This is a genomic window from Mycoplasma testudineum (assembly GCF_002245785.1).
GTDB classification, from domain to species: domain Bacteria; phylum Bacillota_I; class Bacilli_A; order Mycoplasmatales; family Metamycoplasmataceae; genus Mycoplasmopsis_B; species Mycoplasmopsis_B testudinea.
Map to the genome: position 1 here is coordinate 1 of NZ_NNCE01000010.1, position 22,684 is coordinate 22,684.

Genomic DNA, 22,684 nt, shown 5'->3' on the forward strand with positions numbered 1-22,684 from the left:
TCGATCAAATTGCTTTCCATTTTTTTCATAATAAAAACGGTCCTTTCTGCTAAGACCGTTAATTTTTGTTAGCTCCCGATTTTAAATAATAACCGTAATATTATTCCTTTTAAGGACATTTTTTCCACAAAATCAAATTGAACTTTTTAAATGTACATTTTTTATAATAATTACAAATAAATAAATAATAAGGAGAAATTATGAAAAAGTTTGCCCGAACGGCGCTAGGAGATATTGACCCAAGCGAATTAGGCTTTACTGATTGTCATGATCATTTAATTAAAAATTACGGACCAGAAGCAGCTGAACACCGCGATTTTATAATGATGAATAAAGAAGCAGCAATTGCGGAAATGGAAGAATACGTTCAAAAAGGTGGTAAAACACTAGTTACAATGGACCCGCCTAATGTTGGTAGAGATGTAATACAAACTTTAGAAATTGCACAGGCTCTTAAAGGTAAAGCACACATAATTATGGCTACTGGATTTCATAAAGCCAAGTTTTATGACAAAGGAGCTTCATGATTAGCATTAGTTCCAGTTGATGATATTGTAGAAATGTTAGTAGCTGAAATTGAAGAAGGAATGGATTTATATAATTATAGCGGTCCAGTTGTAAAACGAGTAAAATCTAAAGCTGGAATTATTAAAGCAGCTACTGGATATGCTGAAATTGATCGATTAGAATTAAAATCACTTGAAGCAGGTGCTAGAACAAGTATTACCACTGGCGCGCCAATTTTAGTTCATACTCAACTAGGGACTATGGCTTATGAAGCTGCTCAATATTTAATAGATTTTGGAGTTAATCCAAGAAAAATTCAACTTTCACATTTAAATAAAAACCCTGATAAATATTATTATGAAAAAATTATCAAAGAATTAGGTGTAACGTTGTGTTTTGATGGTCCTGACCGAGTTAAATATTATCCTGATTCTACCTTAGCTGAAAATATTAAATATTTAGTAGATAAAGGATATCAAAAACACATAACAATGTCATTAGATGCTGGAAGAACTTTATATCAAAAAAATTATGGTTTAGCAGCAGGTAAACAAACATTTGGATTAGGCTACTTATTTGACCGTTTTATTCCATTAATGAAACAAGTGGGAATTTCTGATCAAGCAATTGAAGATATTTTCGTTAATAATCCTAAAGAAATTTTAGCTTTTGATCCAAAACGTGTTTATGATTCTTCAAAAATTCATCCAAGAATTGTAGAAATGAAAAAATTATTAAAATTAAGTTAGGATTATAATGCCAAAAAAATCGTTTAAATCCAAATCAAAAATTTATATAGGTTGAGGTATTTTTCTATTAATCAACTTAATAATTATTGCCTTAGTATTTGGACTAAGAATGGGACTTTATAATGACAGCGCTTCCGTAGCAGCTGTGTTTTTGATTGAACAAATCTATCTAAATCAATTCCTTAAACAGCCACAATTGCTTTTAGGTGCAATTGTGTTTTTAGGTTACATGATTCTTGGAAGAGGATTTGTAACGTCAGTTCTAGGTGCCATAAAAACAATAATTGGTTTCTTATTATTAAATATTGGTGCGGGCGCATTAGTTGGTCTTGCTAGCCCTGTATTTAATGGTATTCAAAGCGCAATTGGTTTAAAAATTGTGCCTCTTGATCCATATTTAGGTTGAACAAGTGCTAATGCATTTTTAGGTTCATTAGGTTCATCTTCATTTGTATCTCTAGCTGCTTACGTTTTTGTTATTGGTTTTGCAGTTAATATCTTATTAGTTGTCTTTAAAAAATGAACAAATGTTCATTCATTAATGTTAACTGGACACGTAATGTTCCAACAAGCTGCTATTGCAACAGTAGCAATTTACATTATGATATTTAGAAGCGTAGCTTTAAGTAACGGTTCAATTTCAGCTGGTGTTCAATTTGGTACTATTGCAATTACAGGAATATTTTTAGGAATGTATTGAGGTGTAGGTTCAACTTCAACACTTAAAGCAACTAATGCAGTTACAGAAAATGCCGGTTTTGCAATTGGTCATCAACAAATGTTTGCCGCAAGTATTTCATATAAATTAGGTAAATATTTTGGTAAAAAAGAAGATAATGCTGAAAACAGAATTTTACCTAAATATCTAAAAATCTTTGAAGATAACATTTTTACTCAAGTAGTAATTCTATTTATACTATTTGCTGCTTTAATTTTAATTATTTATGTAACAACACCAGATAGTATCATTGCCAAAAATGGTTATGTTTACAGTTTCACTCCAGGCTATGGTCAGTGAAATGTTTTTGGAGGTGCTCATCCAGTAATTAACATAATGGGAGGTGCTTTAAAATTAGTCGCTTCAATTATTGCCATAATTACTGGAGTTAGAATGTTTGTTACAGAATTACAACAAGCATTCCAAGGAATAAGTGAAAAAATAATTCCTGGGGCTGTAATAGGTGTTGATATAGCAGCTGTTTACGGTTTTAGCCCTAATGCTTTAACATACGGATTTGTTTCAGGAACAATTGGTAAATTTTTAGGTGTAGGTATCATAATTGGTTTAACTAAAATAAGTGGTGTAAATAATTATTTAGCTGTTCCAATTCCATTATTTATTGCTCTATTTTTCAGTTCAGGAGCTCTAGGTATTTATGCAAATGCTAGTGGTGGTTGAAAAGCATCAATAATAGTTCCATTAATCTGAGGAATCTTATCAATGTTTGCTGCAGGTCTAGGTATAGCCGCTTTATCACAAGGGTTTAATAACGGTTTAGGTCAAGGTATTTTAGCTACTGCTTCTAGTCCTTGAGCAACTGGATATTTAGGAATGGAAGATTGATCATTCTTCTTTGGTATAGTAATGCTAATTGGTGGTTATGCAGTACCTGCTGGTTATATAGCAGTATTTGGTTCAATTTTAATAATGATATTTATAGGTCAGTTAATTGATTCAGGATTGCAAGAAAAACCAACATTTTTACAAAAAATATTAAAATTAAAACCCGAATTAAAAACAGTAGTTCAAGAATAGGAAAATATGGACTTAAACAAAGAATATAAAATAGTTGCTGCTTGTGGCAATGGGATGGGCACAAGTATGATTATTAAACTTAAAGTTGAAAAAATATTAAAAAAATTAGGAATCAAAGCCAAAGTTGAAGCCTTAAGTATGGGTCAGTCAAAATCTTTAACAAATAGTGTCGATATCATAATTTCTTCAACACATTTAACTAGTGAATTTAATCAAAATCACAAAGCAAAAATTTGCGGCGTTAAGAATTTAATGAGTGAAGCTGAAATTGAAGTTGTTCTTAAAGAAGTTTTTGGCATTAAATAATGGATTTATTAGAAAGTTTAAAAAACGATTCAATTAAAGTTAAATTAGAAGCAAAAGATTGAAAACAAGCAGTTTTACTTGCAGTAGAATTATTAGAAAATAAAAAAATTGTTGACAGACAATATTATGATGCAATATTACAAAGTACTGAGGAATATGGTCCTTATTACATAATTGCAGATGATTTAGCTATGCCACATGCAAGTAATGCTAAGGGAGTTTATGAAAATGGCTTTTCATTAATTACATTAGTAAAACCTGTATTTTTCCCAAATGATGATAGACCCGTAAGCATATTGATTGCTTTAGCAGCTAAAACTGCCGAAATTCATACATCTAAAGCATTGCCACAAATTGTAGCTGTTTTTGAAGATCCTTTGATTGTACAAAAAGTTAAAGCTGCTAATTCTGCTCAAGAAATAATCAAAATTATTGAAAAAATTGATTACACAAAATATTTAGATTAGGAGATAAACTATGAAACCAATGCTACAAGTTGCTTTAGATAATCAAGATGTTGAATCAGCACTTAAAGTTGCTAAAGAAATTAGAAAATATATTGATGTAATTGAAGTAGGAACAATTTTAATTTCAAGTGAAGGTAAAAATGCTATTAAAAAAATCAGTGATGAATTTAAAGATAAAATAATCGTTGCTGATGGTAAAGTTTCTGATGCTGGAAAAATATTTGGACACATGTTTTATAAACAAGGCGCAACATTTGTTACTGCCATTTGTGCTGCAGAAACCAGCACAATGAAAGTTCTTTTAGATACTGCTAAAGAATATGGAAATGATAAATCAGTTCAAGTTGAATTAACTACAAATTTTACTTGAGAACAAGCAAAAGAATGACGCAAAGTGGGAATTGATCAAGCTGTTTGACATAGAGCACGAGATGCTCAAGCAGCAGGAGTAAGCTGAGGAAAAAAAGATCTTGAGGCTATTAAAAAACTTTGTGATTTAGGTTTTAAAGTCACAATAACTGGTGGAGTCGAACTTGAAGATATCAAACTTTTTAAAGATTATCCAATTTATATTTTTATTGCCGGTCGTTCAATTCGCGATGCTAAAAATCCTGAATTAGCTGCCAAAGCATTTCAAGATGAAATTGCTAAATATTGAGCTTAGTATGATAAATAAAGTCGGAATATACGAAAAAGCAATAAATAATAAATTTTCAATTGAGCAGAAAATTGACATTGCAAAATCAGCAGGTTATGATTTTATAGAATTTAGTATTGATGAATCTGATGAAAGATTCAAACGTTTAGATTGAGATTATGAAAAACTAACTAGTGTTAAAAAAATTTTACTAGATAAAAATTTTGAATTTAATTCAATGACATTAAGTACACACCGCAAATATCCATTTGGTTCAAATGATAAAAAAATTAGAGATAAAGCTAAATATATAATTGAAAATGCAATTAGAGTTGCTAAGGTTTTAGGTATTAAAATAATTCAACTTGCAACATATGATATTTATTATGAAAATCCTCATCCAGATTCATTAAAATATTTTTTACAGGGGATAAAATATGCTAGTGAATTAGCAAAAAAAGAAAGTATTATTTTAGCTTTTGAAACTATGGATACACATTTTGGTTCAACTGTAACTAGATGTTTAAATATTATTAAATCAGTAAATAACCCGCCATTTTTATATGTTTATCCAGATTTAGGAAACCTAAATCAATTTAGTAATGATGTTGAAACTGAAATCAAATATGGTGCTAATCATATCGTTGCTTACCATGTAAAAGATACTAAACCAGGAATATTTAGAGATATAGAATTTGGACAAGGTACTGTTGATTTTGTCAAAAGTTTTAAAATTATTCAAGAAACTAAATTTACTGGACCTTTTTTAATCGAAATGTGATCAAAAAATAATGAAAACGAAACTTTGAGTGAAGCAATAAATAAAATTAAGAGTGCAAAACAATTCTTTTTAGATAAATGAAATGAGGCAAAAAGTGCTTAACGAAAAAGAACTTGAATTATTGCAAAAAGAAGTTTATGAAGCTAATTTATATTTGCACAATAGTAAATTAGCAATCCATACTTGAGGAAACGTTTCTGCTATATCAAAAGACCGAAAATATATGGTTATTAAACCCAGCGGTGTTAGTTATGAATTAATAAAAAGTACTGACATGGTAATTGTTGATTTAGAAACTGGAAAATCACAAGGTCTAAATCCTTCAAGTGATGCACCTACTCATTTATTAATGTATAAAGCTAATGATGAAATAAGAGCTATAGTTCATACTCATTCTACTCATGCAGTTGCTTGATCACAAGCAGAGCAAGCAATTCCTTGTTTTGGTACAACTCACGCAGATAATTTCTTAGGTGCAGTACCTATAACTAGAGTTTTAAGCGGTGCTGAAATTGTTGAAAATTACGAATTTTATACTGGAAAGGCAATAGTTGAAGCATTTCAAGATCAAGGATCTATGCCAAAAAATGGCGCAATTTTAGCAAGGCGTCACGGTCCTTTTACGTGAAGTTCAAAATCTCCAAAAGATGCAGTGGATTTAGCTATTACATTAGAAGAAGTTGCAAGAATGGCAATGTTTACAAAAATGATTAATCCTAGCATATCTAGTTTATCTAAAGATTTAGAATCCAAACATTACTACAGAAAACACGGAGCAAATGCTTATTATGGACAAGCAAAAAAGATTAAATAATGTTGAGAATTTAGTTTTTGATTTAGATGGCACATTATTAAATTCAAAGAAAAAAATAAATGATAGTACAGTAGTCGTTTTAAAAGAATTAAAAAAACATAAAAATATTTTTATAGCTACTGGCCGACCTTGATATTTTGCCCAAAAAGAATATAATCAATTAAATTTAGATACTCCAATTATGTCATGTAATGGTTCTTTAATATATCATCCAAAACTACATAAATCTATTTATAAAAATCCTTTTTCTAAAGAAATAGTAAATTACATTTATTCACTATTATTAAAATACAATCTTACATTTTTGATTTATACAGAAGATACAATGCACAGATTTTATCCAAAAGATAAATCTAATTGAATTAAATGACAAGATCAAGAAAATGAATTAGCTGCAAAAAATGAAAGAACAAATTTTGTAGATTACCATTTGGAAAGCATTACTAATTTTCAAACATTTAATGAAGAAGTGTTTAAATTTTTAATTATAAAATCTGAATCAAACTCAGCAGATGTAGAACTTTTTTTAGATGCCATTAAAGATGCAAATGTTTATGCAGTTGCAAGTCAAAATACTGTTGTTGATATCATGCCAGTTGGTAGTGACAAAGGTTCTGCAATAAAAACATTAAAAGAATTAAATTATATTAATGATAATGTGATAGTTTTTGGCGATGCATCAAATGATTTGGAAATGTTTAACATTGCTAAACATTCAGTAGCTATGGGTCAAAGTGAAGAATATATTAAAAGTAAAGCTGATTTTGTAATTGGTAAAAATGATACAGATGCAATTGCTGATTTTTTAAAGGAAAATTTTGATATTTAATAGAGTGAACATAAATTGCTACAAATTAAATGGGTGTTGATTAGCTCCTTCGATTTTTAAAATATTTACTCCTAGAAGTAGGAACTATGTTCATAAAAAATTCGATAATCTTAGAGAACTTATAAATAAAAGTAAATTAGATAAAAAAGATTTGATAATATATTTTAATTTAGATGAAGATTTTTCAAAATTTAACATTTGTCAAGAAATTAGAAATAGAAGTTTTCGTATTTCTAAGAAAATTAGTGAAAGTATATTAAGTGGAAATGTTGAAATTGAAGAAATAGTTCCTAATGTTTTAATTCATTGAAATTACAAATCTGTACAAGCTTTATATAATGGTGCTTGTCCTTTTTATACGGATGAATGATTTAATGAATTTTATGAAAATTCCAAAGTACGTGATTCTGAAAATAAGATACACTTAGTTTGAAGTCGCTATTTTGGTTTCAAGCAATTTGTTCCAAAATAATATACTAAAATAAATTTAATTTAATGGATTTATTGATTATTTACTTAAATTTTAAATATTAATTTTTATCACTATAAAATTTATTTAAATAAGGAGTAAAAATGTTAAAAATGATAGACCATTCAATGATTAAGCAACATATCACCACATTACGTGATCATAATACTTTATCAGCAGAATTTACACAAGTTGCAGGAAGAATTAGTGAAATCATGTTATATGAATTGCTTAAAAATGAACCTGTTAATGAAATTAAAGTTGACACACCTATTAAGAAAGATGTAACAGGTTATAAGCTTTCTTATAACTATATATTTATTCCAATAATTAGAGCTGGTTTAACAATGATTCCTAATGCAAGAAGAATTGTACCTGATGCAAAAATAATGCATATAGGTATAGCTAGAGATGAAGTAAATCAAGATTACATTACATATTTAGATAAAGTATATAAATCTAAAGGTAATGACCATGCAATAGTTTTTGATCCTATGCTTGCTACTGGTAAAAGTGCAGCAATAGCTATTAAAAAATTGCAAAATGCCGGATATAAGAAAATTACTTTTATTGGAATAATTGGAGTAGATGAAGGTATTGAATATTTAGAAAATGAATTTGGAAAAGATTTTGAAATTTATCTAGCTGTTAAAGACCCAATTCTTAATTCTAAAAAATATATTGAACCAGGTTTAGGCGATGCAGGTGATCGTGCTTATGGACTTGAAAAAGATGTTTAAAATAATAATGAAGCTGCTTTAGTATAAGCTCTTGTTAAAGGACCTATACCTAATTTTGAGCCGCCTCAATATCGAATAATTATCACCATTTCGTTGGTGATATTTTTTAATTGCATAATTCTAAAAATCGGTTTAGCGGCACTCCCTTTTGGTTCACCATCATCATTGATTTTTGCACTAAGACCTTGGTCATTTTTTAATAAATATGAATAAACAAAATGGACTGCTTTAGGGTGCAATAATTTTAAATTTTTCAATATAGATTCAATATCATCTTTATTTTTAATACTATAGCGATAACTTAAGAATCTGCTATTTTTAACTACTACTTCAGCTTGATTAATTAGGGCAACTATCTTATTCATAATAGTATTTTAAATATATAATTTAAAAATGATTGATTTAGTAGCAAAAGAAAATATTCGCATTGATAAATATATAGCAGATAATACTCATTTAAGTAGAGCTGATGTAAAAGAACTAATCAAACAAAAAGCTATAAGTGTTGATGATTTAATTGTAAATAACGGAAAATTTATAGTCAAGTTAGGCGCAAACATTCACATTAGTAAAGTGCTTGATAAACAAATTCATGTTGAAGCTCAAAAAATGGATTTAGATGTTTTATTCGAAGATGATTATTTAATGATAATAAATAAGCCTAGTGGTTTAGTAGTTCATCCTGCACCAGGACATAGTAAAAATACATTAGTAAATGGTTTATTATATTTTGCAAAACAATTATCAAACGAAAATGGATTATTAAGACCTGGAATAGTTCATAGATTAGATAAAGACACAAGCGGATTAATGATAGTTGCTAAAACAAATGAAGCCCACCGGTTGCTTTCTACAATGTTATCTGAGCATTTAGTAAAAAGACAATATTTAGCAATTGTAAAAGGCTGAATAAATCACCAAATTAGCAAAATCAATGCTCCAATAGGTAGAAGTAATAATGATCGTAAAAAAATGTCAGTTACTAACATAAATAGTAAAGAAGCAAAAACTACTGTTAAATTATTGAAACGTTTTAAATATGACAATAAAATGTTTTCTTTAGTTGAATGTACTTTAGAAACAGGTCGAACACATCAAATTAGAGTGCATTTAAATTATATTGAACATCCTGTTTTTAATGATCCGGTTTATTCTAATGCTGAGTTTAATCCTGAATTTGGACAATATTTACACGCTTATAAATTGACATTCACTCATCCATTTACTAATAAGGTTTTAGAATTTGAAACAAAAACCCCTCAGGAATTTCAAGATCTAATTGACAAAGCAGATGAAGTAGAAAATAATTAGCAATAAATTCTTTAGAGTGCTAAAAAATTTCATTTATAATATTAATAATTTTAAGGAGAAATATGTTTTTTAATAGACGTCAAATAGAAACTGATCCGCGTGTAACAAAAGAACCTTTTAAAAACCTTTGAAGTGATAGAAAAGACCAAAACATCTGAATAATTCTTTTTATTGTTGCAAATATTTTTTTAACTGTCGTATTAACTGGTATGGCTTTATATGGTTTTTTAGCTATTTATGTTCCGAACACTTCTGATTCATTTTATGGCACATATATCACTAGATTGATTAGTTTTGTTCAAGCAAGCAATCCGAATTTGACAATTGGATCTGACTATACATCTCAAGTTATATCTACTTTAGTAATTGCATACCCGGTAATAGAATTAATTTTTGCTAGTCTTTCACTATACAATACAATTGTATTAATATTGAAATTTAAACAATCACTTGATTTCAATTCATATCATTTATTAAGAGGTAGAGCAATAGGTTCATCTTCTTTAATCATTTCAATTAAAATTTTAATTGCTTTAATAATTCCATTTCAATATTTAAGAGGTTTTTCTTTACAAGGACTTACTAATGTGCATGCTGTTCTTGAATTAGTAGTTCCAATTGTTTTACTTGTAATTATGATTTTGTCTAGAAGAATGTTTTTAAAAGTTGTAAATGAATATTCAAAAATTTACATTAATGAGATTAGAAAATTAATGACACAGGATTTATCAAAACAAATGGCTGATGGAAATTTCATGGCTGGATTTATGAATCAATTTGTTAATGCGCAAGAAAATGCTAATAGTGTTGAAATGCCAAATGCAGACATTGAAAATGAAGAATTGCAAGAAGCAGAAGTTGTTGAAATAAAAACAGTTGAAAACCCAGTCTCAGATAAAAGAGCTATGGCAATTGAGAGACTGAATAATTTAGATAGAGACAGAATCAATAAAATAGCCGATGAATTAGAAATATTTGGTGCAAAATATATGGACCAAAAAGATTTGATTGAAAAAATAGTTGATTTAACCGAAACAGAAGAATAATACCAAATCAAAAGACCCTAATTTAGTTATGTTTAACTGATGGGTTTTTTATTTTTCATTAAACAATGTCAAATATCTTAATTAATTTGTGCTACTAGGCGCACAACTAATATTTTATTTAAGGTTGCTTATTGAATTTATATGTTAAAGATTCACACGATTTTAAAATTTTGAATTTTAACCGCTCAATATAAACTATATATTTGTAAAATATTATCATTATATTATTAATAAATTTGCATTGCAAAATTGAATGGATGTTTCTATAATTTTTTAATTTTATTTTTTAAAAAACAAATAAATAATTTTGAAAAAGCTAAACTATATTTTCTATAATTTTTAGTTATTTTTTTGGCGAGTAACTGAATTATTTGGATAATAGTAATTTGATTTTTTTAGATTATCATCACCAGTTTCATTTTTTATTTTTGCACGCATTTTATTTTTTGTATGTCTCGACATTCGGGGGTATTCAATATTAAAGTAAACAAGTGCTCTTGCAACTTTTCTGCGCATTGATTCATCATAATCAGGGTGGATTCTACAAAATTGGATTGGCGTTAATAGAGTTTTTGTATTATTGCTATAAGTCAAATTAATTTTCTTAAAATCCTGATAAATTTTTTCGTGAACTTTTGAAGTCACCATTTTTCCTGTTTTCTCTGAATTTCCATGAAATAAATTTATTGGTTCACCTTTTTCAAGTAATTGTCGATACCTTAATACCTTTGACTTTGATGTATTAAACTTTTTTGCAATATCTCTATTTTTTAACGTTCAATTTTCTTCTATGAATGATGATATCTTTTTTTTAATAGCGAATTTATTTATCTTATTTGCTAATATTTTTTGTCTTACAGTTATCTTGTCCATTTCAAGTCTACTTTCTTCAATGAATGAAAATTTAAAGATTTTTTGATACCAAATAAATTGCTTAATCTTTAATTTTCAATAATTTCTTTTGATAACATAATTATATTTTTTTATAAATAATAATTAACGTAAAATTGCAACTTATTTTATATTTAAAATGTTATAGTCGTAAAATACAATAATCAATTTTATGTAATTTTTATTTAGGAACTATTGCAATTATTTTACACAAATTGTCAAAAGTAGTCTATAATGTAATAGTTTATTGCGAGTGTAGTTTAATGGCAGAACTTCAGCCTTCCAAGCTGATTGTGAGGGTTCGATTCCCTTCACTCGCTCCATTTCAGAAATGACCAAGGCTTAGGCCTTTTTTCATTTTCTTTATTGTTCAATAAATATAAAAAACTGAATCAATGATGATTCAGTCTGATTGATGAATTAATTTTAAAGATCATGTAATTTTACAATTAATTCATACAATGCATTTAAATTGTTATCCCATTTTTCTTCACCATTATTATCATATCTATACAATTTGAATAAATCAGATGAATTATTTGAATCGTACGCAAACAAAAAGAAATGGAGTTTCTCGTTCGTTTTAGTATAAATTTTCATTGCATTTTTAATTGCATCAGTTTTTATTTTATCGTAATCAGCTGCATCTGATTTTACCTCTATTAAAATCTGATGACCGTTTTGAAAACGAATTATAAAATCAATAAATGCTTTGTGAATATCTTTAGTATGACTGTTAACATTAATGTATTCAAAATACACTTTGCTGTTTAGTACAGGCAATTTTGAATAAAATAAGACCTTTTTACTATTTAGTATTTCTGTGATTTTCGGCCCTTTAAATAATTCAATTGCAAATTTTCCCTCTGGTTTGGAATCAAAATATTGAATAATATATTCTTTAATAATTGTGTCATTAGGTTTTATTTTATTAAAAAGGTTGATTTCAAATTTCATTTGATTTCTAACATTATTTTCAAATGCAGTGTTTATATATCCGTAATTTTCAATTGCTTCAATATTACTTTTAATTTGATTTTCTCTAATATAAACGGGATAAAATAAAGGTAATTCGCCATCATTTTTTACTAAATAATCTTTGACGCTGATTCCCTTTTCTAATGCATCTAAATAAAATCTTTTTAACCTTTTGAGAAAAAGGATTTCTTTAAGAAATGAAAAATATACTAAATCTCTTGAAACGTTTAATTCTTCAGAAATTAAATTAATTTCTTCATTTAAAACTCAATTAAAAAATTTTTTATTTTTATTTATAAATCGACTATTTCATATTCTTAAACTTATTACATTGTCAATTTTCTCAGTTAGTGAAGCGGATGTATTTGCACTAAATAAATTTGAATAATTGAAACTTAATATTTTCATTTTAGATAAGGTATTAATTAATTTCACAAATTCATCACTCGAAAATATTTCTTTAATTCCTTGCCTAAATATTGAAACTTTAAAAATAGGCTTATTTATATTTCTATTAATATAACCTCTGGCAAAAGTATGGAAATTTTCTAAACCTTCATATTTAGGATTCAACTGATAGTAAATTAAATCAGTTTTTTGGTTTTTAAAATTTGAATATAAATAATATTTTTGATATGTACTAATATTCCTTAATTGCTTATCAGGATTACGCCTAATTCTTCCAATCGTTTGTGTATTTAATGATTCTGAAGAAACTTCCCTAAATTGAACCAACATACACGCTCTAGGTATATCTCATCCAACAGAAGGACCTACTTTGAAAATCACAACATCAATTAATGAATCTTCTTTAGCAGCATCTTTTAAACTTATTTCTCCTTTAATTGTACTTTCAATATTTGATGATTTGTCATCAATGTATTTTAAATACGATAAGCCATTATCATTTAAATAATTTGTTATGTTTGTAATTAGATTGTTATAGTCACTTAAACCTTGGGGATCAGTGTTTTTATTGGGTTTATCCTTAACTTGAATTAATAATGCAGGTCTAATATTTTGATTATATTTTTTATTAGCTTCTAAATATTCAGCTTTTACATTTTTGAATTTAGACACAACTTTTTCTAATAATTCCATTGATGTAAGATTAATAAAATCATCACCTTCTTTAAAATCTTTGTGATTCATTTTTAATAAAAATTTGTCATCATTATCTTCTGCTAATTCTGATTCTAATATTTGAATTACTTTTTTATCTTTACCATATTTCGGTGTAGCAGTCATATCTATTATAAAGTTTGCTCGATTACGGATTTTAGCATCTAAAGATGTAAATTCTTTTTCCTTTGATTCTTTAGTGAATTTAACTGCTTCATTTGAATTAACACCAATGTGTGCTTCATCTCGAATATAAACTAAGTTTAAATTTTTTGCTTCAATATTATTTAAAAATTTTTCTAAAACTTGTTGTTGAGAAAATAAAGTGCTTTTTCCAAAACTACTAGTTCCAAATATAATTACATTACCGGGAGTATCATCGAATTTATAATCTTGATCTGACTTTCTTGCTTTATCTTTTGAAGGTGATTCATAATGCAAAATATTAAAATCTTTAAATTCTAAATATGGTTTGTATTGTTCAAATTTATCTTTAAATTGTTTAGGTAGTTCAGAAGTTGATACAGTTGCAATTACGATAATGGTATTAATATGACTATATTTAGCTATATCATCTTTGAAAATGGAACTAATAATGTTTGATGCCATAAATGTTTTTCCGCTACCTGTAGGGGCTTTAAATTGTATGTTTTTAACTCTAGATTCAAGCGGTAAATGGTACACATCTATGATACTTTGAACAGCTCTATTTTGACTATCTGTTAGATTCATCTTTTGTCTTTTCTGTATATTCTTGCTTATATGGGTGCAATGAATTTAGTTTAAACAAAATGTTTTCATCATCAATAAAGTTTGAACTAAGTGTTTTTAAATTGGTTGTAACTTTATTAATAATTTTTTCTAAAATGTCTTGTGAATTGTTTAAATTATTTTCAAGTGAAATGTCAAAATGATTTATTTTGTAAGTTCGGATTTTCTCGTTTAAAAAGTATTTACTTTCTTTTCCGTTAGCTCATTCAATATTTATTCCATCACTGTTTGTACCTGTTGTAATGCGCAAGAGTCGTTCGTATGTGATATCAATTCCTATATTATTTTCGTTATTTGTTGACAGTATAAATTTTCTTTTACCGCCATCTTCTAAATTTAATTGCATTACAGAATGTCCTGTTGTTCCTGAACCAGCAAAAAAATCTAATACAATTGCATTTTCGTTGTTTGGAACTAATTTTATTAAATATGAAATTAGTTGTATTGGTTTTGGATATGAAAATTTTTCATCTCCATCAAAAATTGAATTTAATGCTTTTGCACTAGAATCAGTATGACCAACAATATTATGTGGAAGAATTGTCTTAGAAACAACGCCCTCTACATCTTTCAAGTAACGCTTAAATGCAGGAACTCCGTCCACTTTATCTGAAAAGTAAATTTTGCCATCTAATATTAACTTATTCATTTCGGTTTGATTGTATCTTCAGTTGCGAGAATTAGAGGGCAATTTATATGTATTGCCATTATAATGAATATCGTACCTGTTTTTAGAAGATTTATTTTTGTTCATTACAGTTAAGTCGCTTAATCTATATGGTCCTTTCCCGTCGTTATCATCTTTATTGTATGGCTTATTGTTTGATTCGCTCCTTTCTAATCTTTTGAACGATAAAGAGTAAGCCTTATTTTTTGAAAAACACAAAATATAATCATGATTAACTGATACAAATTTCGAATTATTTTTAGGCGCATAATTTTTTTCTCAAATAAAAGTAGCAATAAAATTATCTTCACCAAAAATTTCATCCATTAACACTTTTAAATAAGCTTGTTCTGTATCATCAATGGATACAAAAATAACACCAGATTCACTTAGTAGATCTCGTGCTAATCTTAATCTTTCATTCATCATGTTTAATCAACCAGTTCTAGCAAATTTGTCTTTGTAAATGAATTTGCCAGAATTATTAGTTTCTTTCCCATTTGAATTTCCGTCATCTTTTGCACTTTCAGTGTTATATGGCGGATCAATATATATAATGTCTATTTTATTTCTATGTGTAAGTAAGAGGTTTTTTAAAGCTTCGTAATTTTCGCCAATAATTAGCTTATGTTCATCATCGTAGCTTTGCCCCCCCGCAAGTCTGGCATAATATTTATGTTATATTCAGGTCATTCTTGAACAACAGCAATTCTTTCATTTCAAGTTTCGGGACTTCTTTCGAATTTAAATCCAGTTCCAACTCTTGTCAAAAGATATTGCATTGCTCCATCAACGTCAAATTCTTCTAGTTTATTATTAATTATTTTTTCAAGCAAGATTGCTTGTTCATCATTAATGATTTTTGATTCATGTTTTTCTTTTATTCTTAGTAAAGCTTCTTTTTTTGTCATTTTTACCTCTATGGATTTTTTCGTTGTTATAAATGGTTAAAACAACTATAAAAAATTTTATCAACTTTCAATTGATATATAAAAAACAAAACTATAATCAAATTCAAAAATTCAATTAAATAGTTTTGTTATAAATTAATTTTCAGTTAAAAATCCGGCTTTAATATACATTTGTTGTTCAAAATATTTAGTGTAATTATATGGGTCTTTATATGCATGGATAAACACAAGATTGTTTCCGATTGCTTCTTGAAGAAGCGCAAATTTATCAATTTTACTTTCAGCCTTATTAATTCTTTTCAAAAAATATTTCATGTTAAATTTGGTTCTCCTATCATTCAGAATTTTTTCAGCATTTACATTCTCATCAATTTTATAAGCTCTTACTCTTTTAAGTTCTTCTTCTAATATCATTGGAAAATTTTCATTATTACTCAATAAATACTCTCTAGTTTTAATATCTATTTTTTGAAATTCCATTTTATATTTAGCGGTAAATACATTAATTACTATTGAGACTATAATGTGAGGTATTAGCATATAAATAAGAGCCAAAACGTTTCGGTCAGGATCTACCCAATAATATATAAGAGGCAAAAACATAGGCACAATAATAAAGGCAAAATACATAAATCATAGAAAATTATATTTTAACCTCAATACTTTAAGCGTTCTTGCGGTGTAAAATGTTATAAATCTATTTATCATAAAAGTTCTTTCGATTTTTACAATCATTTTTTCTTTATTAAATTTAAATGGATTATAAAATCACAATCATACTATTACCATATAAAATGAAAGCATGAATATTTCCAAAACGATATTTCCTATTAAAAAAGCTAATTCCATTATTATGACCTCAATATATTTGTTTATTACGCTATTTTAAAATTTAATTTATAAAATAAAATTTATTAGCATACAAATTATATTAAAAACATTCTTAAATGATTGTAGGGATAATATTTAATTCTGATTTTATTAAACCTATCAAGCAAATATATTAACACACTACTATATTTTTAAAAACCCAGCTCTAATATACATTTGTTGTTCAAAATATTTAGTGTAATTAAAAGGGTCTTTATATGTATAACTTCATTGAATATTATTTAAAATTGCTGCCCTTATATATACAAATTTTTCTATTAAATTATTGGTTTTTCTAATTTTCCACAAATAATATTTGAATTGTAATTTAATTCTTCGGTGACTTAAAATATTGTTTATATTTAAATCTTTATCAAAAACATATTTACTAACTTTATCTATTTCAATTTCTAAAACATTGTGAAAATTACGATTGTTTCCTAAAAGTTGTTTTTTGATTTTAGCATCACTAGCTTTAAATTTTTTAATATATCTAATATCAGATAAAACTAATATTATTGAAAATAAAAAGTGCGATACAAACATTGATATATTTACCCAAAGTAAAAAGTCAAAAAAAATTATAGTATAAAGAATTGGTACTAATAAGGTTAAAACGATATCAATAGCTAAAGTCATTCATAAAATTTCATGCTTTATTTTAAGTGTTTTTAAAGTTTTAGGTGTGTAAAATTCAAGTTGTTTAGTTTCGATCATGTTCGTTTCAATTTTAATAATTTGCTTATTTTTATTAAAAGAAAATGGATTATAGAAATAAACATGTCTTATTAAAAGGTATTTTAAAAAGACAATAAATAAAACAAATATATTACCAACAAAAAAAATAATTGCCATGATATTGCTATTATAAAATACTATTTACTTAAGAGTGCAAGAACTGCACCAATTACAGGTAATGTAATTGCCACTATTGGCACAGCTCAAACACTAACTGTAATAAATGTCATTGCCTTTATTAACATAATTTTTACTGAGTTATAAAATATATTTCCAAGTGTTAGGGCTGCATTAAATGCTGTGAATGCATCGCTTCAATTATCTCCTCTGCGCACTGACAGTAATACAATATCTAAAATAGATGTAACTGCACTTAAAACAAGCGCTATCGAACTTATGGCTATACCTCCTTTTATTGCTGCTCCTATTGTAAAACCAAAAAATCAAGCCGCTGCTCAATACCCCGTCACCATAACCGCTGCTGCTGCAGTGGCAACTGCAAGTACAGTTTGAGCAGTTTTTAAAATGTTGACTATGTAATCGCCATTTTGCTGGCTATTACTTTTTTGAATTTCAATTTTTTCTAATAAAGTAGTGCTCTTTTGAGCTTCGTATAGTTCCTCACTTAATTTTTTAAATTCCGTTTCGTCAAACTCTTGATTATATTTTTTCGAAATATTTTTCAAATACTCTATTGCATCAATTCCACTGGTTTGAATTGCATCTTTTGCGAACCTCATTTCATTTTTTATAAAGCCAGTACCTTCATTATTTTTTAAAATAAAACTTAAATCCTGATTTTCATCATTGTTAATTTGTTTTGATTTATTAACGAACAATGAATTCTCAGATTCTTCATTATTGTTAGTAAACATACTATTGAACATTACATCTATATTTAGAACACTATTATTATTTATGTCATTGACTTTATTGTCTTGACTATTTGGAATTGTTTTGATTACTGTTGTAATAGCGATAGCACCAACCGAAACAATACCTACTGCACTTGCTAAATTTAATAAAATTTTTTTTATTTCTCAATCCGATATTATTATTTCTTGTTTATATTATCGGTTTTATTCAAAGAAAAAACCAGATTTAACACTATTTTTATGTATTAAATAGTTTGACCAGATTAGAGTGTATAATTTACTTGTAACAATTTAAAAATTGTGATTTAACATGAAAAAAATTAATATTTAACCATTTTTGATTATCTAGCCTATCATTTTTCATCATAAATAGTATAATGAGATTATTAGAAAAGAGGATATATGTCAAAAACACTAGTTATTAAAACATCTATGATTTCAGATAATGAATCATATAGTACAACATTGCTTAACACTTATGTTGAAGCATACAAAAAATTTGCTCCTGAAGAAAAGCTAGAATTTATCGACTTAAATAAATTAGAAGCAACTACAAGAGTTATGAACAGCTCTAATTTATTTACTGATTATTTTACTAATGGAAAATCAGATGAATTAATTAACCAATTAAAAGGCGTAAATAAAGTTATTATGGCTGTACCTATGACTAATTTCAATATTAATGCTGTTACAAAAGTTTACTTCGATCATATTAATGTTGCTAATAAAACATTTAGTTACAAATATGCTAAAAAAGGTGATGCAGTAGGATTGTTAGACCATTTAGATGTGCAAATTCTTACTACACAAGGTGCTCCATTAGGTTGATACCCTTGAGGTAACCATACAGCTTATTTAAAAGGTCAATGAGAATTTTTTGGAGCTAAAGTATTTGATCCAATTTTAGTACACGGAACCAAAATTAAAGAAAATGCTGACCTAGGTCCAAAAGGTTATGTTGCAACATTTAGTCAAGAAATTGAAAGTGCTGCAAAAAAATTAGCTCAAAGTAAACCAAGAGAATCTAAATTTAAATAATTCTAAACTTCGATATTTGTCGAAGTTTTTTAATAATCATTAAATTTGTTCCAACATTTTCGTTGTAACTTAATCAATAGTTTTTCACATCTTTTTTAGAGCCTTTTGAAGAAGGGCTTAAATATAATTTATGACCTTGAATTTCAAATAAAGACATTGTACTATGTAATTCAAATGTAGTAGTATCAGATTTTAAAAATGGAATCATTAAATTTTCTCCAGCTAAATCATTTGTAAAATTAAAATCATCTTTTAATTCAATTTCCATATTTGAATATTTAATTTTTCTAAATTCTGAACTTATTTTGAAATCTAACATAATATTAAAATAAGTTTTAGTATCAAATAGAGTTGATGTTTTAATATTTAAATTTCCGCTTCTATCTAAATAAATGTCAATTACTAAAATTAATTCGCTTACTTTTTCTATTAATTTCAGTTTCTGAACGATTTTAATACTCTTATTTTTTGTTGTCAAATGGTAATTATTTAAAATCACAGGTATACTTGAAACATAAAAATGAAAATCTTTTTCTAAATGTAATGATTTGATAGCTTTTGGGTGAATTCCGCCAGTTATTTCAAAGTTTTCAAAAATTGTAAAATCACTATCAGAAATTGAAAATAATTTTCCATCTTTAAAATTGATAACTCATTCATCTAATTTAAAACTATCGTTAAGATTACTTTTATTAAATTCAGGAGTGCTAAAAGCAGTTTTAATTCATTTGAACATTATTCAATTTTACTAATTATTTTGGTAATTAATATTTTTATATTTTCCACATTCACACGTTTATAACGTAATAATTTTTTTACCCAAAACAACAAACTATAATATAAGTATGCACAAAATTAATAATAAAAGATTTAAAGTAATCGCTGCAATATCTGCAGCAGCTTTACTTTCAGCTGGAATAGCAACAGGAATTGGAATTGGAATAACTCGTCCATATAGTGATGAAACATCACAAAAAATTGATAATGATATACAATCACAGCTTGAAACAATTATTGATAAAAATTTATCTAAAATAAAAGATGAAATTCAAATTAAAAATTCAACTATGTTCTGAGAACCTCAAGATGTCGTTAGTACAGTTGATATAAATTATCTTATAGGTGATGAAAATAAATCAATATCGACAATATTGAGCTCTCCATTAGAAGAAGATTTGACATATGGTGTCTATTCTATTACCCCAAATCAAGACATAGGTTCAGATAGTTTATTAGTAACTATGTATTTAAAAGTCACTAAAAATAATCGGTCTTTAATAAAATACAAGGATATTAAGTTAACAGGTTTTACAAAAAATATAAATTCAAAAACTGAAAATGTTAATAAAATCGATTTAACTGAGGCTGAAAAGTCAAACCTTAATTTAGTTTTATCAGTATCAGAAGATGACAAAAGAAGACCCAAGGATTTTTCGTCAAATGAAGGTATTTCTACTTTGATATCTAACAAGATTTTTAATGTCACCGGCATGAGTGGTGCATTGTGAAAAAATAAAATTGATAAAGATATTAATTTTGAAGTTATTGAGTTAACTCCAAACACAGATATAGGTGCAACTAGTTTGAATTTTAAACTTAAATTATTTAGCGATACAATTAAAGATTTAATTTTAAATATGGTAGTGACAGGCATGAAACCTAATACAATAGATGACCCCACACCTTCTAAAGAGTTGATTATTCACTATAAGCCGAATGATTCAATTGAAGGTTGAGGTTTACATTTATGAAATCTATCAGATATAAATAAAGCAATTGATGATAAAACTGTAACAAAGTGAGAAGAGCCAGCTCTATTCGAAACAAATCCAGATGAAAATGGATTTTATAAAATTAAAGTACCATTAATTAACTTGGGAAATGGTCTGAATTATATAATTCATAAAGGCGACAATAAAGATGGCGGGGATCGTATCTTACCGAAAAGTTCTGATTATTCAGAATTTTGAATCCTTCCAGGGAGCGACAAAATTTACAATAGTTTACCAAACACAAAATATGTTGTGACAAGTGCTCTTAGAAATAATTTTGAAAAAATTGAGTTAAAGTTTTCTGATCAAAATTCCGTTAACTTGCATGGATTTGAAATCATTGACAGCAACACCTCAACTATTTTTAAGAGATTCAAGGCTTCTCAAAATGAAAATGTAGTTAAGTTAAGATTCTTGGGAGAAGGACCAAGTATTGATTCTAAATTAGAAATATCATTAGATAAATTAGGAATTGCAACCGCTAAAGTTAGTCAACAGTTTATTAATTCGGAAGAATTCATTTATACAAAAAACGATCTTGGTGCAACATTACATGAAAATGGCGGTGCAACTATAAAATTATGAGCTCCAACTAAAAAGACCGCTAATGTGATAATTTTTGACAAGAATCAAAATCAAATCTCTAAAGTTGTAATGAAAAAAACTAAAAATTACACATTTGAAGTTGACTTAAATCAGGATAATTCATTAGTTACAGATCTCAATGGTCACTTTTATCAATTTGAAGTAGATGGCAAAATTGTTTTAGATCCATATGCCAAAAGTATGGCATCTTTCGATTCATCGTTAGATCCAATTGGTAAAGCTGCATTTGTAAACATGAATAGTATTTTGTCAGGAGCGAAGCCAGTTGCTTTAGGAATAGATGCACCACAACTAAATGGTAATTTAAATTCTATGATTGCATATGAAATGCATGTAAGAGATTGAACAATTGGTGTAGAAAATGAAAATTTTTTAGATAAAAATAATGCCATTCTAAATCCAAATCTAAAAGGTACTTTCAAAGGTTTTGCAAACTGAAAAAAAGGAATTAATTACTTGAAAAATCTTGGAATAACACATATTCAATTAATGCCAATACAAAATTACTATACAGTTACCGAAACAATTCAAGATTACGTTTCGGGTTTAGAAAGTAATAAAGAAAATTATCGCCCTAATTACAATTGAGGTTATGATCCACATAATTATTTTTCAATTGAAGGTTGATTGTCAAGCGACCCGCGTGATCCTTATTCAAGGAAAAAGAATTAAGAGAACTAGTTAATGTATTACATGAAAATAATATTGGTGTAATAGTTGACGTTGTTTATAATCATTTATACAATAATGACATTTTAGAATCGATTGAAAATAACGTATATTTTAGAAATCCTGGAGGAACTATGCCGGTAGGATCACCAGCGGTTGCAAGTGAAAATCCAATGACACGTAAATTAATTTTAGATAGTATTAAATTTATGTGAGAAGAATTTGGAATAGATGGTTTCAGATTTGACTTACTAGGTTTTATTGATAATGAAACAGTGTCTCAAATTGGGAGCAAGTAAAAATTAACGGATTTAAAATTTTATTTTTTTTAGAAACTTAAAATTAAGTCTCATTTTTACCTTAG

General features: G+C 27.2%; 24 protein-coding genes and 1 tRNA gene. 16 read left to right on the top strand and 9 right to left on the bottom strand.

Annotation, left to right across the window (positions count from 1 at the left end; genetic code table 4):
• The first annotated feature begins 200 nt into the window (after nucleotides 1-200).
• From CG473_RS03825 to upp, 10 genes are all read left to right on the top strand, one after another.
• Nucleotides 201-1,256, top strand: coding sequence for a phospho-furanose lactonase (locus tag CG473_RS03825; RefSeq protein ID WP_094254992.1), 1,056 nt, complete (start codon nucleotides 201-203; stop codon nucleotides 1,254-1,256).
• A 7-nt stretch (nucleotides 1,257-1,263) separates the two neighbouring features.
• Nucleotides 1,264-3,012 (top strand): PTS ascorbate transporter subunit IIC, encoded by a 1,749-nt coding sequence (locus CG473_RS03830; protein WP_094254993.1) that lies wholly within the window; start codon nucleotides 1,264-1,266, stop codon nucleotides 3,010-3,012.
• 6 nt (nucleotides 3,013-3,018) lie between these two features.
• A complete protein-coding gene (locus CG473_RS03835) occupies nucleotides 3,019-3,318 on the top strand; it encodes a PTS sugar transporter subunit IIB (RefSeq protein WP_094254994.1) in 300 nt (99 codons plus the stop codon).
• Entirely contained in the window at nucleotides 3,318-3,785 is a 468-nt protein-coding gene (locus tag CG473_RS03840) for a PTS sugar transporter subunit IIA (RefSeq protein WP_094254995.1), read from the top strand. Before CG473_RS03835 ends, CG473_RS03840 begins: the two co-directional genes overlap by 1 nt.
• A gap of 10 nt (nucleotides 3,786-3,795) precedes the next feature.
• Entirely contained in the window at nucleotides 3,796-4,449 is a 654-nt protein-coding gene (locus tag CG473_RS03845) for a 3-keto-L-gulonate-6-phosphate decarboxylase UlaD (protein ID WP_094254996.1), read from the top strand.
• Nucleotide 4,450: 1 nt separating this feature from the next.
• Complete coding sequence (locus tag CG473_RS03850; RefSeq protein ID WP_243720085.1) at nucleotides 4,451-5,305, top strand: L-ribulose-5-phosphate 3-epimerase; 855 nt, start codon at nucleotides 4,451-4,453, stop codon at nucleotides 5,303-5,305.
• Entirely contained in the window at nucleotides 5,298-6,017 is a 720-nt protein-coding gene (gene araD, locus CG473_RS03855) for an L-ribulose-5-phosphate 4-epimerase AraD (RefSeq protein WP_342351477.1), read from the top strand. The genes CG473_RS03850 and araD overlap by 8 nt, the downstream gene beginning before the upstream one ends.
• Entirely contained in the window at nucleotides 5,992-6,846 is an 855-nt protein-coding gene (locus CG473_RS03860) for an HAD family hydrolase (protein WP_169709376.1), read from the top strand. Before araD ends, CG473_RS03860 begins: the two co-directional genes overlap by 26 nt.
• Nucleotides 6,836-7,318 (top strand): MPN499 family protein, encoded by a 483-nt coding sequence (locus CG473_RS03865; RefSeq protein ID WP_094255000.1) that lies wholly within the window; start codon nucleotides 6,836-6,838, stop codon nucleotides 7,316-7,318. The genes CG473_RS03860 and CG473_RS03865 overlap by 11 nt, the downstream gene beginning before the upstream one ends.
• Nucleotides 7,319-7,419: 101 nt before the next feature.
• A complete protein-coding gene (upp, locus tag CG473_RS03870; protein ID WP_094255001.1) occupies nucleotides 7,420-8,055 on the top strand; it encodes a uracil phosphoribosyltransferase in 636 nt (211 codons plus the stop codon).
• Here upp and CG473_RS03875 read toward each other — a convergent pair.
• A complete protein-coding gene (locus CG473_RS03875; RefSeq protein ID WP_094255002.1) occupies nucleotides 8,052-8,420 on the bottom strand; it encodes a YigZ family protein in 369 nt (122 codons plus the stop codon). The two genes, upp and CG473_RS03875, sit on opposite strands and share 4 nt — an antisense overlap.
• A 28-nt stretch (nucleotides 8,421-8,448) precedes the next feature.
• On the opposite strand from CG473_RS03875, the gene CG473_RS03880 reads away from it, so the two are divergent.
• Both CG473_RS03880 and CG473_RS03885 read left to right on the top strand, forming a co-directional pair.
• Nucleotides 8,449-9,366 (top strand): RluA family pseudouridine synthase, encoded by a 918-nt coding sequence (locus tag CG473_RS03880; protein WP_094255003.1) that lies wholly within the window; start codon nucleotides 8,449-8,451, stop codon nucleotides 9,364-9,366.
• A 62-nt stretch (nucleotides 9,367-9,428) separates the two neighbouring features.
• Nucleotides 9,429-10,412, top strand: a complete 984-nt coding sequence (locus CG473_RS03885; RefSeq protein WP_094255004.1) for a hypothetical protein — start codon at nucleotides 9,429-9,431, stop codon at nucleotides 10,410-10,412.
• Nucleotides 10,413-10,751: 339 nt separating this feature from the next.
• Here the strand turns inward: CG473_RS03885 and CG473_RS03890 are convergent, their stop codons facing one another.
• Nucleotides 10,752-11,285, bottom strand: coding sequence for a hypothetical protein (locus CG473_RS03890; RefSeq protein WP_094255005.1), 534 nt, complete (start codon nucleotides 11,283-11,285; stop codon nucleotides 10,752-10,754).
• 267 nt (nucleotides 11,286-11,552) lie between these two features.
• Between CG473_RS03890 and CG473_RS03895 the strand changes: the two genes are divergently transcribed.
• Nucleotides 11,553-11,626 (top strand) — tRNA-Gly (locus CG473_RS03895).
• Nucleotides 11,627-11,729: 103 nt separating this feature from the next.
• Here the strand turns inward: CG473_RS03895 and CG473_RS03900 are convergent.
• From CG473_RS03900 to CG473_RS03925, 6 genes are all read right to left on the bottom strand, one after another.
• Complete coding sequence (locus CG473_RS03900; protein ID WP_094255006.1) at nucleotides 11,730-14,135, bottom strand: DEAD/DEAH box helicase family protein; 2,406 nt, start codon at nucleotides 14,133-14,135, stop codon at nucleotides 11,730-11,732.
• Nucleotides 14,119-15,462: a DNA methyltransferase gene (locus CG473_RS03905; protein WP_208107012.1), complete on the bottom strand. Its 1,344-nt coding sequence runs from the start codon at nucleotides 15,460-15,462 to the stop codon at nucleotides 14,119-14,121. Before CG473_RS03905 ends, CG473_RS03900 begins: the two co-directional genes overlap by 17 nt.
• Entirely contained in the window at nucleotides 15,462-15,752 is a 291-nt protein-coding gene (locus CG473_RS03910; RefSeq protein WP_094255008.1) for a hypothetical protein, read from the bottom strand. Before CG473_RS03910 ends, CG473_RS03905 begins: the two co-directional genes overlap by 1 nt.
• Nucleotides 15,753-15,887: 135 nt before the next feature.
• A complete protein-coding gene (locus tag CG473_RS04205; protein WP_133509944.1) occupies nucleotides 15,888-16,232 on the bottom strand; it encodes a hypothetical protein in 345 nt (114 codons plus the stop codon).
• A gap of 534 nt (nucleotides 16,233-16,766) precedes the next feature.
• Nucleotides 16,767-17,477: a hypothetical protein gene (locus tag CG473_RS03920; protein ID WP_094255010.1), complete on the bottom strand. Its 711-nt coding sequence runs from the start codon at nucleotides 17,475-17,477 to the stop codon at nucleotides 16,767-16,769.
• 20 nt (nucleotides 17,478-17,497) lie between these two features.
• The gene (locus CG473_RS03925; RefSeq protein ID WP_148130228.1) at nucleotides 17,498-18,235 is read right to left on the bottom strand and encodes a hypothetical protein; all 738 of its coding nucleotides are present in this window, start codon (nucleotides 18,233-18,235) and stop codon (nucleotides 17,498-17,500) included.
• A gap of 402 nt (nucleotides 18,236-18,637) precedes the next feature.
• On the opposite strand from CG473_RS03925, the gene CG473_RS03930 reads away from it, so the two are divergent.
• On the top strand, nucleotides 18,638-19,273 hold the full coding sequence (locus CG473_RS03930; protein WP_094255012.1) for an FMN-dependent NADH-azoreductase: 636 nt from the start codon (nucleotides 18,638-18,640) through the stop codon (nucleotides 19,271-19,273).
• Here CG473_RS03930 and CG473_RS03935 read toward each other — a convergent pair.
• On the bottom strand, nucleotides 19,266-20,009 hold the full coding sequence (locus CG473_RS03935) for a hypothetical protein (protein ID WP_094255013.1): 744 nt from the start codon (nucleotides 20,007-20,009) through the stop codon (nucleotides 19,266-19,268). The genes CG473_RS03930 and CG473_RS03935 overlap by 8 nt on opposite strands.
• A gap of 109 nt (nucleotides 20,010-20,118) precedes the next feature.
• Between CG473_RS03935 and CG473_RS03940 the strand changes: the two genes are divergently transcribed.
• Both CG473_RS03940 and CG473_RS04210 read left to right on the top strand, forming a co-directional pair.
• On the top strand, nucleotides 20,119-22,323 hold the full coding sequence (locus CG473_RS03940; RefSeq protein WP_094255014.1) for a pullulanase-associated domain-containing protein: 2,205 nt from the start codon (nucleotides 20,119-20,121) through the stop codon (nucleotides 22,321-22,323).
• Nucleotides 22,275-22,619, top strand: a complete 345-nt coding sequence (locus CG473_RS04210; RefSeq protein WP_133509945.1) for an alpha-amylase family protein — start codon at nucleotides 22,275-22,277, stop codon at nucleotides 22,617-22,619. The genes CG473_RS03940 and CG473_RS04210 overlap by 49 nt, the downstream gene beginning before the upstream one ends.
• Nucleotides 22,620-22,684 lie beyond the last annotated feature (65 nt).